Genomic DNA, 13,850 nt, shown 5'->3' on the forward strand with positions numbered 1-13,850 from the left:
AGCAGGGCGCCGGCCGCGGCGGCCCGGCGCGGGAGCGCCTGCAGCAGCGCCAGGCGCTGAGGCGGCACGCGGCAGGCGGGCACGACGAAGAGCGCGTCGAGCGTGAGGTCCGGCAGCGGCAGGCCGGCGGCGGGCTCGCCGGCAAGCAGGCGGCGCGCGTCCTGCGGCAGCGAGGGGCGCACGCGCCCGTGGCGGGCGTCGTCCTCCACCTGGGCCAGCGTGAGGCGGCCCTCGGCGAGCACCCCCGCCAGCGCCGCGAGCCAGGCCGCCCGGGCCGGCGCCTGCGCGGCGTACCAGGGCCGCTGCGTGAACGGCGCCGCGGTGCGCAGCGCGGGGACCGCGAGCCAGGCGGGCAGCGGGGTGGCAGTGAAGCCGGCGTGGCGGCTGAGGCTCTCGTAGTCGCCGCGCAGGCTGGCCAGGACCTGCAGGGCCCGCGCCTCGTGCGAGGCGTTGTCGGCGGCGAACAGCTCCAGCCCGCCGACGTCGATGAAGTCGTCGGCCGCGAGGGGCCGGGACAGCGCGCCCCACGCCACCGGGTCCTGCGGCGCGACCAGTGCGGACGCGGCGCCGGGCACCAGGTGCCCGGGCAGGAACAGCGTGCGCGTGCCGGCCAGCGGCTCGAGCGCCTCCAGGCGCACCGCGAGGCGGCGCGAGGCCGCGGGCGGCACGTCGGCCCAGCGGCGCGCGGGCGGCTCGGCGCTCGTCAGGCGCACCTGCACGCCTTCGCGCCGGGCGAGGCCCGCCGCCAGCGCCGCGAGCACGGCGCGCTGCGTGGCGCATTCGCCCGCGTCGTCGAGGAAGACACGCCAGGTCGCCATGGCTACACCAGGCAGGCCAGGAAGCGGCGGTGCACCGCGCCGCGCCAGACCTCGCGCAGCAGCTCGCGGCGCGGCACGGCGCCGGCGCGCACCGCCTCGCGCAGCCAGCGGGTCCACAGCGGCGTGAGCGCATGCGCCGGGTTGCGCCAGGGCTGCGAGCGCACGTGGCTGAAGTGCACGAGCCGGGTGTCGGGCTCGACCACGTTGAAGTGGTTCCAGCGCGGGTCCAGCGGCTGGATGCGCGCGGGGTCGAACCAGGACAGGCACATGAAATCGCGGTAGCGGACCTGGCCCGGGCCGGGCGTGGCGCGGTTGGGAACGACGCCGTCGAACAGCCGCTGCGGGTCCCAGTCCCGCAGGCGGTCGCAGTCCAGGACCATGACGCTGGTCTGGTTGCCCGGGCCCACCGGCTTGCCGCCGAAGTGGCCGTGCGGGGCGTTCACCAGCGCGAGGCTGTGCGGGCCCTCGAGCTGCGCGGCGAGCTCGTGGATGTCGGCGAAGACGAGCTGGTCGGCGTCGAGGTAGATGGCGCGGCCCGCGTATCCCTGCAGGCCGGGCACGAGGAAGCGCACGAAGCCGAACTGGGTGCCGCCCACCCGCGCCTGCTGCTGCTTGACCGGCACCACGCGCACCGGGCGGCGCGCGTGCTTGTGGATGGAGTACGCGAGGACCTTCTGGGCGACCAGCTGGTCGTCCTCGGTGCCCACGTAGACGGCGAGGGTCATGGCAGGGCCTCCAGCAGGCTGTCGAGGGCGACGTCGCCGCGCAGCACCGCGTGCTGCCAGTCGACGCGGTGGTAGCCGACGATGGGCGAGAGACCGAGCACGCGCACGCCCTTGCGTCGCAGGAAGTCCTGCACGATCAGGGTGCCGCGCGCGTAGCTGTCGTAGTTGCGCGCCTGGCCGCGCTTGAGGACCTCGTCGTCGCGGAAGCCGTTCTTGTCGTAACGGGCGTAGTGGCGGCCGGCGAGCATCGCGCTGTCGCAGCCGATGGTGTAGACGGTGCGCGCGCCCAGGATCCACGCCAGCTGCAGCGCCGCATGCAGCGAGCAGCCCTCGGGGGTGTAGTACAGGTGGTCGGTGTCCTTGGTCAGCTCGTGGATGCGGGCGATGTCGTGGTGCCAGTCGTAGAAGTAGAAGTACGGGTGCTCCCAGTCCACCGCCTCGGCGCGGGTGCGGCCCGTGCCCTTGACCACCGGGTAGCGGATGCCCGCGAAGTGCGGGTGCAGCGGCGCCTGGGGCGTGTTGCCCTCGCGGCTGTAGGTGGCGTGGTGCATCAGCGCCACGGGGGTGACGGCAGGATGGATCTTGTAGCTGTCGTTGAGGGACAGGCAGACCTTGTCGGCCAGGAAGTCCATCGGGAAGACCTCGGCCGTCGGGCCGCTGCCGACGATGTAGATCTCCTGGCCGGCGAAGGCGTCGCGCAGGTGGCGAAGGCGCATCACTTTTCTCCCGCCACGCGCATGTCGCGCGGCTCGCGCTGCTTGAAGACGGCCGGCTCCTGGCGCACGTGGCGCAGCCCGCAGCGGGCCAGCAGGTCGGCCAGGGTCTCGGGGGTGTAGCCCCAGCGGTGGCACATGAGCGGGTCGCGCCAACCGGGGTCGCCGTACAGCGGCCACATGGCGAGCTGGCCGTCCTTGCCCTGCGCGCGGGCGGCGCGAGAGGGCTCTTCGAGCAGCGCGCGGGCGGCGGCCAGGAGGTTGGGGCATTCGAGCACCAGCCGGCCGCCGGGCTTGAGGAGGTCGCGCCAGTGGCGCACCAGGTCCTCGGCCTCCCAGGGGTGGAAGTGCTCGATCACGTGCACCGCCAGGATCTCGTCGGCCACGCCGGGGCCGAAGGCCAGCGCGCGCAGGTCGGCGACGACGTCGGGCGCCCGGCCCTTGCGCGAGGGCGCGGCGTCGATGTTGATGTACCCGGGCAGCAGCTTGTCGCCGCAGCCGAGGTTCAGCCGCACGCGGCCGTCGTCGGGCGGGGGCTGCCAGCGGGCCTTGGGCGGGCGGGCCGGTGGCGCGGGCGGCGCGGCTCGCGCCTGTGGCCGGCGCAGCAGCCGGCGCGCGAGGGAGGCCAGGGCATCAGGCACGGAGGCCGGCAGGGCGATCGGCATGGCGGTCGGCGCGTTCGCGCAGCAGGTGGAGGAAGAAGGCCTCGAAGGCGCCGGCGATGCGCGCGGGGCGAAAGCGCACGGCGGCGGCGAGGAAGCGGCGGTGGATGGCCAGGCGCAGCGCGTGGCTGGCGCACAGGCGATCGAGCTGGCGCTCGAGCGAGCCGGGCGCGTCGGTGAAGAACAGGACGTCGCCGCAGTCGGTCTCCTGCGCGGAGAGCTCGCCGGCATGGACCAGGGCCGGCGTGCCCGAGCCGTAGGCGTTGGCCAGCTTGATGTTGGACTTGTAGCTGCGCGCCAGGAAGCTGGCGTGCTCGCCGCCGCGCGCGAGGACCACGATGTCCAGGTCGGTGTACCGCGCGGGGTTGGTGACGAAGCGCAGGCCGCGCGCGGCGCACGCCGCCTCCAGCCGGCCGCGCCACTCGCCCAGGTAGTCCGCGCCCTCGTAGCCCACGGTGGCCACGCGCTCGCGCACCGGGTTGCGGGCGATGCCGGGGCGGTGGTGGTGGTGGATCACCACGCCCTGGCGCACCAGGTCGCCCAGGTCCTGCGCCATGCGCTGGGTGGGGAAGATGTAGCCGTCGGCGCCGAGGGCGCGCCAGGCCGGCGCGAACAGCGCGCGCGCCGCGGCCACGCCGGCGTGGCGCAGGCCGTCGGCCGGCTGGGCCCAGGAGTCGACGATGTCGAAGACCACCGCCTTGCCCAGGGCGCGCGCGCGCTCGACGACCTGCAGGTCGGGCCGCTTGACCACGCACACCAGGTCGCAGGCGGCGAGGTCGGCCTCGGCGGGGCGCGGGACCGCGCGCCAGTTGGCCCGCAGGGCCGCCACCTGCTCGCCCCGCACCTGCCAGGCGCCGGCGCAGGACCGGCTGGTGAAGAGGGCGCGCACCGGGGAGGCAGGGACTTCGGGGCCGCCGGGATCGCCGGGGCCGCCGGGATCACCGGCGCCATCGGCGACCTCGTGGCGATCGTGGCGATCGTGGCGGCCGGGCCGGTCGGCGAGGTCAGGGCAGTCGGCCATGGCGGCTCACACCTTCTTCAGCAGGGCCGCCGCGGCCAGGCCGAGGTTGCCCGCCAGGGTCTGGCGGTAGATGCCGGCATCCACCAGGCCCGCGAGGCGGTGCGGCAGCAGGGCGTCACGGGCCAGGGCGAAGCGATCGAGCACGCGCCGGTTCTCCTCGGTGAGCAGCGGGCGCAGCGCGGCGAGCGCGTCGAGGTTGCGGCTGTTCCAGGCGCGGAAGCGCCCGCGCAGCATCAGCCCCAGGCGCCGGATGCGGGCCGGCCAGGTGGCGTTCATGCCGACCTGGTTGTGCGCATGCTGGCGGTAGCGCAGCGAGGGCTGCGGGTCGTAGTGGACATGGCCGCCGCAGCCGCTGACGACGAGGTAGGTCCACCAGTCGTGCGTGAGCACGTCGACCTCGCCGGCGCGCTGCAGCAGGCGGCGCGCGGCGCGGTTGAAGACCATGGTGTTGCCGCCGCCGATGTTCTGCACCAGCGCGTTGCGGAAGCCGGGCGGCCGCGAGAACAGCGGCGAGTGCCCGATGGCCCGGCCCTGCGCGTCGACCAGCCGGGTGCGCGAGCAGTACAGGGCCGGCCGCGCCGCAGGCTGCGGGCGCAGGGCCGCGAGGGCGCGGGCGAGCTTGTCCGGCTCCCAGATGTCGTCCTGGTCGCAATAGGCGAAGTAGTCGGCCTCGATGGCGCCGTCGCAGGCGAGCGCGGCGAAGTTGGCGGCAAAGCCGCGGCACGGGCCGCGCCGCGCGCCCAGGCGCGCCGGGCCCCAGCGGGCGCGGTAGCGGGCGAGGATGCGGGGGGTGGCGTCGCGCGAGCCGTCGTCCGAGGCCCAGACGCGCCAGTGCGGGTGGGTCTGCGCCGCGATCGAGTCGAGCTGCTCGGGCAGCCACGCCGCGCCGTTGCAGGTGGCCAGGAGGATGGCCACCCGCGGTGGCGGGGTCGCGGGCTGGCCGCGGGCAGGAGGAAGGGGCTGGCCGCCGTCGCCGGCTGCGCCCGTCGCGTCTTTCATCACCGTGGAAGAAAAGTCGAGGCGGGCGGAGACTAGGCGGGGGCTCAGCTCTTCAAGTTATCAATCCGTCAGAAGTTCAACGATCGAGCACTTCGCGCAGCATGCGGTCGACGCCGCTGCGCCAGTCGGGCAGCGTGAGGCCGAAGGCCTCGCGCAGCTTGCGCGTGTCCAGCCGCGAGTTGAGCGGCCGCTGCGCCGGCGTGGGGAAGGCGCTGGTGGGGACCGGCGCGACGGCCTCGGGACCGGCCTTGAGCGCCACGCCCGCGGCCTGGGCGAAGCCGATCACGTGGCGGGCATAGCCGTGCCACGTGGTTTCACCGGAGGACACCAGGTGATACAGGCCGCAACGCGAAGGATCGGCGAGCGCGGCGCGGATCGCGTGCGCGGTGACGTCGGCGATCAGGTCGGCCCCGGTGGGCGCGCCGAACTGGTCGTCGATGACGGTGAGGCGGTCACGCTCGCCGGCCAGGCGCAGCATGGTGCGCGCGAAGTTGCCGCCGCGCGCGGCATAGACCCAGCTGGTGCGGAAGGTGAGGTGGCGCGCGGTGTGCTGCGCGACCAGCTGCTCGCCCTCGAGCTTGGTGCGGCCGTAGGTGTTCAGCGGGCCGGTGGCGGCGCCCTCGGCGCGCGGGGCGTCGCCGCTGCCGTCGAACACGTAGTCGGTGGAGTAGTGCACCAGCAGCGCGCCGGCGGCCTCGGCGGCGCGGGCCAGCACGCCGGGGGCGACCGCGTTGACGCGGCGCGCGCCCTCGGCGTCGGACTCGGCCTTGTCGACCGCGGTCCAGGCGGCGGCGTTGACGATGACGTCGGGCCGCACGAGGCGCACCGTCTCGGCGAGGCGGTCGGGCTCGTTGAAGTCACTGGGGTGCGGCTCGCCGCGCGAGCCCAGGGCCACCACCTCGCCCAGGGGCGCGAGGCTGCGTTGCAGCTCCCAGCCGACCTGGCCGTTCTTGCCGAAAAGCAGGACCTTCATTGCTGCTGCGCGCCTTGCATGCCCTGGTACTGGCGCTGCACCCACTCGCGGTAGGCGCCGCTTTGCACGCGGGCCACCCAGTCGGGGTGGTCCAGGTACCACTGCACGGTCTTGCGGATGCCGGTGTCGAAGGTCTCGGCCGGCTTCCAGCCCAGCTCGCGCTCGATCTTGCGGGCATCGATGGCGTAGCGGCGGTCGTGGCCGGGGCGGTCGGTGACGTAGGTCACCTGGGTGGCGTAGGACTGGCCGTCGGCGCGCGGGCGCAGCGCGTCGAGCAGCGCGCAGACGGTGCGCACGATCTCGATGTTGGGCTTCTCGTTCCAGCCGCCGACGTTGTAGGTCTCGCCCAGGCGGCCGGCCTCGAGCACGCGGCGGATGGCGCTGCAGTGGTCCTTCACGTAGAGCCAGTCGCGCACCTGCAGGCCGTCGCCGTAGACCGGCAGGGGCTTGCCCGCCAGGGCGTTGACGATCATCAGCGGGATCAGCTTCTCGGGGAAGTGGAAGGGGCCGTAGTTGTTCGAGCAGTTGGTGGTGAGAACCGGCAGGCCGTAGGTGTGGTGCCAGGCGCGCACCAGGTGGTCGCTGGCGGCCTTGCTCGCCGAGTAGGGGCTGTTCGGCTCGTAGCGGTGCTGCTCGGTGAAGGCGGCATCGCCGGGGCCGAGGGAGCCGTAGACCTCGTCGGTCGACACGTGGAGGAAGCGGAAGGCGGCCTTCTCGCCGGCCGGCAGCGCGTCGAAGTAGGCGCGCACCGCCTCGAGCAGGCGGAAGGTGCCGACCACGTTGGTCTGGATGAAGTCGCCGGGGCCGTGGATGGAGCGGTCCACATGCGACTCGGCGGCGAAGTTCAGGACCGCGCGCGGGCGGTGCTTCGCCAGGAGCTGGGCCACCAGCGCGGCGTCGCCGATGTCGCCCTGCACGAAGGTGTGGCGGGCATCGCCGTCGAGCGCGGCGAGGTTCTCGCGGTTGCCCGCATAGGTCAGTTTGTCGAGGTTGACGACGGGCTCGCCCGTGTGGGCCACCCAGTCCAGGACGAAGTTCGCGCCGATGAAGCCGGCGCCGCCAGTGACGAGGATCATGCGCGGGACTGTAGCGGATTAGGCAGGCCTTCCTACGCCATGCCGGCACCGCGGGGCTAGAGTGGGAAGGTTCGATTTCGATGGAGGAACCATGGTCACGAAAGCCAGCAAGCCCGGCCCGGGCGACGACGACGACGCAGGGCCTGGCGCCCGGGGCCCGGCCCGCCAGATCTGGCAGGCCGGCCTGGGCGCCTTTGCCAAGGCGCAGGAGGAAGGCGGCAAGGTGTTCGAGGCGCTGGTGCGCGAGGGCGCGGCGATCCAGCGCAAGACCCAGGCCGCGGCCGAGGAGAGGATGGCCGAGGCCACCGAGCGCATGGCCGCCATGGCCGGCGACCTCTCCTCGCGGGCCCAGGGCCAGTGGGGCAAGCTCGAGGGCATCTTCGAGGAGCGCGTGGCGCAGGCCCTGAACCGCCTGGGCGTGCCCTCGGCGGCCGAGATGGCGGCGCTGCGCGATCGGGTGGCGCAGCTCGAGCAGCAGCTCGCCGCCGCCCGAGCGGCGCCGCGGGCCGCGGCGAAGGCGGCGCCCAGGAAGGCCGCAAAGGCGGCGGCCCCGGCAAGGGCCGCGAAGGCCGCGGGCCGGCCCGCCGCGCGCCGCAAGGCGCCGCCGCCCGGCACGGCCGGCTGAAGCCGCCGAGGGCAGGGGCAGCCCCGGCCGCCTGAAGCCTTTCCGGCTAGGGGTTCCACCTTGGCCGCGGGCCGGCGGCCCCTGCCTACACTGGGCCGCATGGCCGCCAAAGCCCCGCGCCGCACCGCAGAACGCATCCTCGATGCCACGCTGGACCTGTTCAACCGCTTTGGCGAGCCCAATGTCTCCGCGCCGGTGATCGCCAACTCACTGGGCATCAGCGCGGGCAACCTGCACTACCACTTCCGCGCCAAGGAGGACCTGGTCAACGCCCTGTTCGACCGCTACGCCGAGGGCCTGCGCGGGCTGCTGCAGGCCGCCGGCGGGGTGCGCGACGTCGAGGACGCCTGGTTCTTCCTGCACACCCTGTTCGAGCGCCTGTGGGGCGCGCGCTTCCTGTACCGCGACATCAACGACCTGCTCTCGCGCAACCGCCGGCTGGAGGCGGGCTTCCGACAGCTGCTGGAGGACAAGACCCAGGCCGTGCGCGACATGCTCGCCGGCATGGGCGCGCACGGCGCCCTGCGCATCGACCCGCGCGAGTCCGGCCCCACCGCCACCAGCATGGTGGTGGTGCTGACCTGGTGGCTGAGTTTCGAGTACGTGCGCGACCCGCGCCGGGCGCTGGAAGCCGAGGCGGCGCAATACGCCTTGTTGCGGGGCGCACACCATGTACTTCATCTGCTGGTACCCTATCTGGAAGCCGGGCAGCGGGAGCACCTGCTACGCCTGGTCGGCGCGTACGACGCGCCCCGGGAGTGACAACAATGCCGCAGGAGACTTGCCAGATGGGCCGCTGGACCGCCTTCCCGCATGCGGGTGACTTTCCGTTCGACGCCGAGCGCGTGGCGCGCGAGTGGGACCGGCTGCACGCCGGCGACGCCGAGCCCCTGCCCCGCGACCCGGCGGTGCTGCGCGCCTGGACGCTTTGCCACCGCGGCGAGTTCGAGGCCGCGGCCGAGGCCGGCCTGGCCGCCGGCGGCGACGGCGTGACCGTGGCCAGCAAGGCCATGACCGTGCAGGCGACCTACCTTGAACCCCGCGAGGGCGCCAGCCTCGACCTCTTGCTCGAGGTGGCGGCCCAGGCCGAGCGCCAGGCCCGCGAGCAGCCCGAGAACGCCAGCGCCTGGTACTGGCAGGCCATCGCCCTGGGCCGCTACAGCCAGGGCATCAGCGTGGCCAAGGCGCTGGCCCAGGGGCTGGCGGGCAAGGTGAAGGCCGGCCTGGAAAAGACGATCGCGCTGCGCCCGCACCATGCGGACGCCCACATCGCCCTGGGCACCTTCCACGCCGAGGTGATCGACAAGGTCGGCGCGCTGATCGGGGGCATGACCTACGGCGCCAACCGCGACACCGGGGTGCGCCTGCTGCGCGAGGGGCTGCGCCTGCACCCGCGCTCGCCGGTGGGCCTGCTGGAGGCGGCCAACGGCCTGCTGATGCTCGAGGGCGATGCCGCGCGCGACGAGGCCGCCCGCCTCTGGGAGGCCGCCGCCGCCACCGTGCCGGTGGACGCGATCGAGCGCCTGCACGTGGACCGCGCGCGGCTCGAGCTGGCGGATTGAGCGGGGAGCACGCGCCGCCTCTTCGCCTCTTCGCCTCTTCGCCTCTTCGCCTCTTCGCCTCTTCGCTTCTTCGCTTCTTCGCCTCTTCGCTTCTTCGCTTCTTCGCTTCTTCGCCTCTTCGCTTCTTAGCTTCTTCGCTTCTTCAGCGGCTTCAGCGGCTTCAGCGGCTTCAGCGGCTTCAGCGGCTTCAGCGGCTTCAGCGTCCCTCAACCTCCCGCCAGCGCCTGCAGCGCGCGTTGCCGCTCGGGCTGCGCCAGGCGGGCGAGCTCCTTCACCGCCGCGAAGAAACGGCGCCAGTCGCGCCCCTCCCGCTCGAACAGCGCCTCGAAGGCGGGGACGAGGTCGTCATACGCCGCCTGTGCGCCAAAGGAGGCGTTGTTGGCCTCCTCGACCCAGCGGTCGGTGGGGCGCAGGCGCGCGGGGTCGCCGCCCCAGGCGGCGCGCAGGCCCGCGTACTGCGCGCGGAAGTCGGCCAGGACCTGCGCCTTGCGCGCGAGGCGGTCCTGGGAATCGCCCGCCCGGGCCGCGCCGGCCTCGGTCGCGCCACCGCCACCGGCCCCCGTCACCGGCGCCTCGTAGATCGCCTGCAGCCGCTGCCGCGTGGCCCGCACCAGGGCGCGGAAGGCGTCGCGGCGCTGCGACGCCGCGGCGTACTCCGCGCGGGCGCCCTCCCCCGCCTCGCGCGCCAGCCAGGCCTGCACGCCCAGGCGCTCGACCGCGGTGGCGAAGGATTCGTTGAAGGCGGTGTCGTCCTTCACGTACAGCACCTGGTGCGCGAGCTCATGGAAGATCAGGCGGGCGAGTTCGCCCTCGCCGTACCCGATGAAGGTATTGAGCAGCGGGTCGCCGCCGGCCCAGTTCAGCCAGCCCAGGGTGGAGTACGCCGGCACGGGGTAGACCGTGGCATCCCAGCCCGCCTCGCGCAGGCGCTGCGCCTCGGCCCGCGCGCCGGCCTCGTCGAACCAGCCCCGGTAGCCCACGCAGCCGGCCACCGGGAAGCACCAGGTGCGCAGGGTGAGCGACAGCGCCGGCGCGGCAACCACGTTCCACAGCGCGGCGGGGCGCTGCAGGTCGGCATAGCGGCGGTAGCTGGCGTTGTCCGGGAGGGCCAGCTCGCGACTGGCGAAGGCGCGGATGCGCTGCGCCAGCTGCAGCCGCGCGCGCAGGCGCTCGGGGGTGGCCGGGTCCTCCAGCCAGTCGGCCACCGGGCGCGCGGCGTGCAGCATCTGCAGGTGGCCGGCGGCGGCCTGCCAGTAGTAGCCCAGGTCCTCGCGGTCGCCGCCCGCGCTGCCCGCGCCGGGGCCGCCGGCACACCCGCACAGGGCCAGGGCGGCAACGAGGGAGGCGACCGCGCACCGCATGGGGTCACGCCGCATGGGGTCAGGCCCGCCGGACTTCGACCAGGCAGTCGTAGAACACCGGGGCGCGGCCCATGTCGGTGAGCGCCTGGCTGGTCAGCTCGTTGACGTTGGTCCCGTCCAGGCCGAGCTTGCGCCACCAGATGCCCAGGCCGTTGACCACGCCGGGCCGCGCGCGCTCGCAGACCCGGGCCTTGCAGCGGTACTCGCCGCGGTCGTTGAAGACGCGCACCACGTCGCCGCTGGCGATGCCGCGCGCGGCGGCGTCCCCGGGGCTGATCTCCAGCAGCGGCTCGCCCTCGATGTCGCGCAGGCTCTCGAGGTTGGCGAAGCTGGAGTTGAGGAAGTTGCGCGCCGGCGGCGAGATCATGGCCAGCGGGTGGCGCGGGTCGCTGCCCGCGGGCTCGTGATTGGGCAGGTGGCCGGGCAGGCCGTCCTGCCCCGCGCGCGCCAGCCGCTCGCTGAAGAACTCGCAGCGGCCCGAGGCCGTGGGGAAGCCGCCCTCGGCGAAGGGCGCGTCGGGCACGGGCAGCGGGGCGAAGCCCTGCGCCAGCAGGAGGTCGAAGTCCACCGCGTCGCCGAAGGCGCTGCGGCACAGGGTTTCGTCGTCCTCGGCGAAGCAGGGGTCGTCGAACCCCATGCGGCGCGCCAGGCGCCGGAAGATCTCCGCATTCGGCAGGCTCTGGCCAACCGGCGCGATGGCGGGCCGATTGAGCAGGACGTCGGTGTGGCCGTAGGCGGGGTGGATGTCCCAGTGCTCCAGCTGCGTGGTGGCGGGCAGCACGTAGTCGGCATGGTCGGCGGTGTCGGTGAGGAAATGCTCCAGGACCACGGTGAACAGGTCCTCGCGGGCGAAGCCGCGCGCCACCTTGGCGGACTCGGGCGCGACCGCCACCGGGTTGCTGTTGTAGACGACCACCGCCTCGACCTTCGGGCCGAAGGCCGGTGAGGACTCGCGCAGCAGGTCGTCGCCGATGGTGCTCATGTTGATGGTGCGCGGCATGCGGCCGGCGAGCAGGTCCGGCCGCGGCAGCGCGGAGCGCCGCGCCGGGAACCAGTCGCTGTTCGACATCAGCAGGCCGCCGGCCGGCTCGCGCCAGGCGCCCACCAGCGCCGGCAGGCAGGCCACCGCGCGCACCGCGTTGCCGCCGCCGCGCACGCGCTGCATGCCGTAGTTCAGGCGGATGGCGGCAGGCTTCGTCGTGCCGTAGTCGCGCGCCAGGGCGCGGATCTGCGCCGCCGGCACGCCGCACACCTGCGCCGCGCGCTCGGGCGGCCATTGCAGGGCGCGCTCACGCAGCGCCTCCCAGCCCAGGGTGTGGCGGGCGATGTAGTCGTGGTCCAGCCAGTCGTTGGCGACCAGCTCGTGCATCAGCGCGAGGGCCAGCGCGGCATCGGTGCCCGGGAGCAGCTGCAGGTGCTCGTGGCATTTCTCGGCGGTCTCGGTGCGGCGCGGGTCGATGCACACCAGCCGCGCGCCGGCGCGCTTGGCCTCCTGCGCCAGCCGCCAGAAATGCAGGTTGCTGCCGATGGAGTTGCTGCCCCAGATCAGGATCAGCTTCGCATGCGCGAAGTGCTCCACCTTCATGCCGACCCGCCCGCCCAGCGTGTGCCGCAGGGCCTCGCCGCCGGCCGATGCGCAGATGGTGCGATCGAGCAGCGAGGCGCCCAGGCGGTGGAAGAAGCGCCCGGCCATGCCCTCCCCCTGCACCAGGCCCATGGTGCCGGCGTAGCTGTAGGGGAGGATGGCCTGCGGGTCGCGCGCGGCGATGGCGCGCAGGCGGGCGGCGATGTCGTCCAGCGCCTCGTCCCAGGAGACCGGCTCGAAGCGGCCGGCGCCCTTGGGGCCGGCGCGGCGCAGCGGCGTGAGGACGCGGCCGGGGTGGTAGGTGCGCTCGGTGTAGCGCGAGACCTTGGTGCAGAGCACGCCGCCGGTGAGGGGGTGGGCCGGGTTGCCCGCGACCTTGATAGCCACGCCGCCCGCGACGGTGGTCACCAGGGCGCAGGTGTCGGGGCAGTCGTGCGGGCAGGCGCCCAGCACCTGCCGGGCGCCGCCAGGGGCGGGCGCCCCGGAGGCGATTGGCGATTCCATGATGTCAACCTATAGTTTTCATTCCGAGCCAGACCACGAGGACAGGGAGGTCCCGCCATGAACATCCGCCACGCCATCGCCACCTGGGCCCGCGCCGCCATGGTAGCGGCGCTCACGCTCGCCGGGCCCCTCGCGCAGGCGCAGGGCGGCGCCATCGTGCTGGGCCAGTCGCTGGCGCTCACCGGGCCGGGCTCGGTGATCGCCGCACCCTACCACCAGGGCGCCCGGCTGTTCTTGGAGCGGCTCAATGCCACTGGCGGCATCCAGGGGCGCCGCATCGAGCTGCTCACGCTCGACGACCAGGGCGACCCGGCGCGCACCGCCGCCCACACCCGGAAGCTGATGGACCAGGGCGTGCTCGCCCTCTTCGGCTACGTGGGCTCGCCCCAGGTCACGGCGGCCTACCCCATCCTCAAGGACAGCGACCTGCTGCTGTTCGCGCCGCTGTCCGCCGCCGACGAGTTCCGCGGCGCGCTCTATCCCAATGTCTACGCGCTGCGGCCCGGCTACTCGGAGGAGGCCGCGGCCATCACCCGCCATGCCGAGACGCTGGGCGCGCGGCGCCTGGGCATCCTGCATGCGGCCGACGGCGAGGCCCTGGCGGCGCTGGACGCGGCCGAGCGCACCATGACCGGGCTGGGCGCCAACCTGGTGGCGCGCGCGCCGGTGGCGGGCGGGCTGGACAAGCTGGTGGCGGCGCGGCCCGAGTCGGTGCTGGTGATCGCCGAGCCGGGCGCCGCGGCCGCGGCCATCAAGGCGCTGCGCGCCAAGGCCTTCCGCGGCCCGATCTACGGCTTTTCCACCACCGGCGAGAGCCTGCTGGCCGACCTGCTCGGCCCGGCCGGCGCGGGCGTGGTGGTGGTGCGCGTGGTGCCGCGCAGCGACGACGCCCGCCTGCCGGTGGTGCGCGCCCTGCACGAGTCCGCCGGCGCGGCCGGCCTGGGCCGGCCCAATGTCTACATGCTCGAAGGCTACCTGGCCGCCCGCGCGATGGCCGAGGCATTGCGCCGCGCGCCGCAGCCCACGCGGGCGAAGCTGCGCAAGGCGCTGGAGAGCCTGGACGACATGAACCTCGGCGGCTTCCGCGTGCATTTCGCCGGCGCCCGGGTCGGCTCGCGGCTGGTGGAGTTGAGCCTGATCGACTCCCAGGGCCGGGTGCGCGAGTAACAGCATGGCCGCGGGGGCAGCGTGTGGGTAGACTGGCAGCTCGTGACTCGGCCTCGTCA

General features: G+C 74.1%; 14 protein-coding genes. 4 read left to right on the plus strand and 10 right to left on the minus strand.

What is annotated here, in order from left to right:
* From ACT80S_RS15070 to rfbB, 8 genes are all read right to left on the minus strand, one after another.
* On the minus strand, positions 1-818 hold an 818-nt coding region (locus tag ACT80S_RS15070; protein ID WP_377417267.1), incomplete at its 3' end, for a hypothetical protein.
* Positions 819-820: 2 nt separating this feature from the next.
* Entirely contained in the window at positions 821-1,543 is a 723-nt protein-coding gene (locus tag ACT80S_RS15075) for a hypothetical protein (RefSeq protein ID WP_377417269.1), read from the minus strand.
* Positions 1,540-2,259, minus strand: coding sequence for a hypothetical protein (locus ACT80S_RS15080; protein WP_377417271.1), 720 nt, complete (start codon positions 2,257-2,259; stop codon positions 1,540-1,542). The genes ACT80S_RS15075 and ACT80S_RS15080 overlap by 4 nt, the downstream gene beginning before the upstream one ends.
* Positions 2,259-2,921 (minus strand): class I SAM-dependent methyltransferase, encoded by a 663-nt coding sequence (locus tag ACT80S_RS15085; protein ID WP_377417273.1) that lies wholly within the window; start codon positions 2,919-2,921, stop codon positions 2,259-2,261. The genes ACT80S_RS15080 and ACT80S_RS15085 overlap by 1 nt, the downstream gene beginning before the upstream one ends.
* On the minus strand, positions 2,890-3,939 hold the full coding sequence (locus tag ACT80S_RS15090) for a hypothetical protein (RefSeq protein WP_377417275.1): 1,050 nt from the start codon (positions 3,937-3,939) through the stop codon (positions 2,890-2,892). The genes ACT80S_RS15085 and ACT80S_RS15090 overlap by 32 nt, the downstream gene beginning before the upstream one ends.
* Before the next feature lie 6 nt (positions 3,940-3,945).
* Positions 3,946-4,938: a glycosyltransferase family 2 protein gene (locus ACT80S_RS15095; protein WP_377417277.1), complete on the minus strand. Its 993-nt coding sequence runs from the start codon at positions 4,936-4,938 to the stop codon at positions 3,946-3,948.
* Between the two features lie 76 nt (positions 4,939-5,014).
* Positions 5,015-5,911: a dTDP-4-dehydrorhamnose reductase gene (rfbD, locus tag ACT80S_RS15100; RefSeq protein ID WP_377417279.1), complete on the minus strand. Its 897-nt coding sequence runs from the start codon at positions 5,909-5,911 to the stop codon at positions 5,015-5,017.
* Positions 5,908-6,987, minus strand: coding sequence for a dTDP-glucose 4,6-dehydratase (gene rfbB, locus ACT80S_RS15105; RefSeq protein WP_377417281.1), 1,080 nt, complete (start codon positions 6,985-6,987; stop codon positions 5,908-5,910). The genes rfbD and rfbB overlap by 4 nt, the downstream gene beginning before the upstream one ends.
* Positions 6,988-7,078: 91 nt before the next feature.
* Between rfbB and ACT80S_RS15110 the strand changes: the two genes are divergently transcribed.
* From ACT80S_RS15110 to ACT80S_RS15120, 3 genes are all read left to right on the plus strand, one after another.
* Positions 7,079-7,612, plus strand: a complete 534-nt coding sequence (locus tag ACT80S_RS15110) for a phasin family protein (RefSeq protein ID WP_377417283.1) — start codon at positions 7,079-7,081, stop codon at positions 7,610-7,612.
* Between the two features lie 99 nt (positions 7,613-7,711).
* Positions 7,712-8,374, plus strand: a complete 663-nt coding sequence (locus ACT80S_RS15115; protein WP_377417285.1) for a TetR/AcrR family transcriptional regulator — start codon at positions 7,712-7,714, stop codon at positions 8,372-8,374.
* A 26-nt stretch (positions 8,375-8,400) separates the two neighbouring features.
* Positions 8,401-9,174: a hypothetical protein gene (locus tag ACT80S_RS15120; protein ID WP_377417561.1), complete on the plus strand. Its 774-nt coding sequence runs from the start codon at positions 8,401-8,403 to the stop codon at positions 9,172-9,174.
* 206 nt (positions 9,175-9,380) lie between these two features.
* Here ACT80S_RS15120 and ACT80S_RS15125 read toward each other — a convergent pair whose 3' ends face one another.
* Both ACT80S_RS15125 and ACT80S_RS15130 read right to left on the minus strand, forming a co-directional pair.
* Positions 9,381-10,535: an aminopeptidase gene (locus ACT80S_RS15125; protein WP_377417287.1), complete on the minus strand. Its 1,155-nt coding sequence runs from the start codon at positions 10,533-10,535 to the stop codon at positions 9,381-9,383.
* A gap of 19 nt (positions 10,536-10,554) precedes the next feature.
* A complete protein-coding gene (locus ACT80S_RS15130) occupies positions 10,555-12,624 on the minus strand; it encodes a molybdopterin-containing oxidoreductase family protein (protein ID WP_377417289.1) in 2,070 nt (689 codons plus the stop codon).
* A 57-nt stretch (positions 12,625-12,681) separates the two neighbouring features.
* Between ACT80S_RS15130 and ACT80S_RS15135 the strand changes: the two genes are divergently transcribed.
* Positions 12,682-13,791 (plus strand): ABC transporter substrate-binding protein, encoded by a 1,110-nt coding sequence (locus tag ACT80S_RS15135; protein ID WP_377417291.1) that lies wholly within the window; start codon positions 12,682-12,684, stop codon positions 13,789-13,791.
* Positions 13,792-13,850 lie beyond the last annotated feature (59 nt).

Source organism: Ramlibacter sp. MAHUQ-53, from assembly GCF_052600055.1.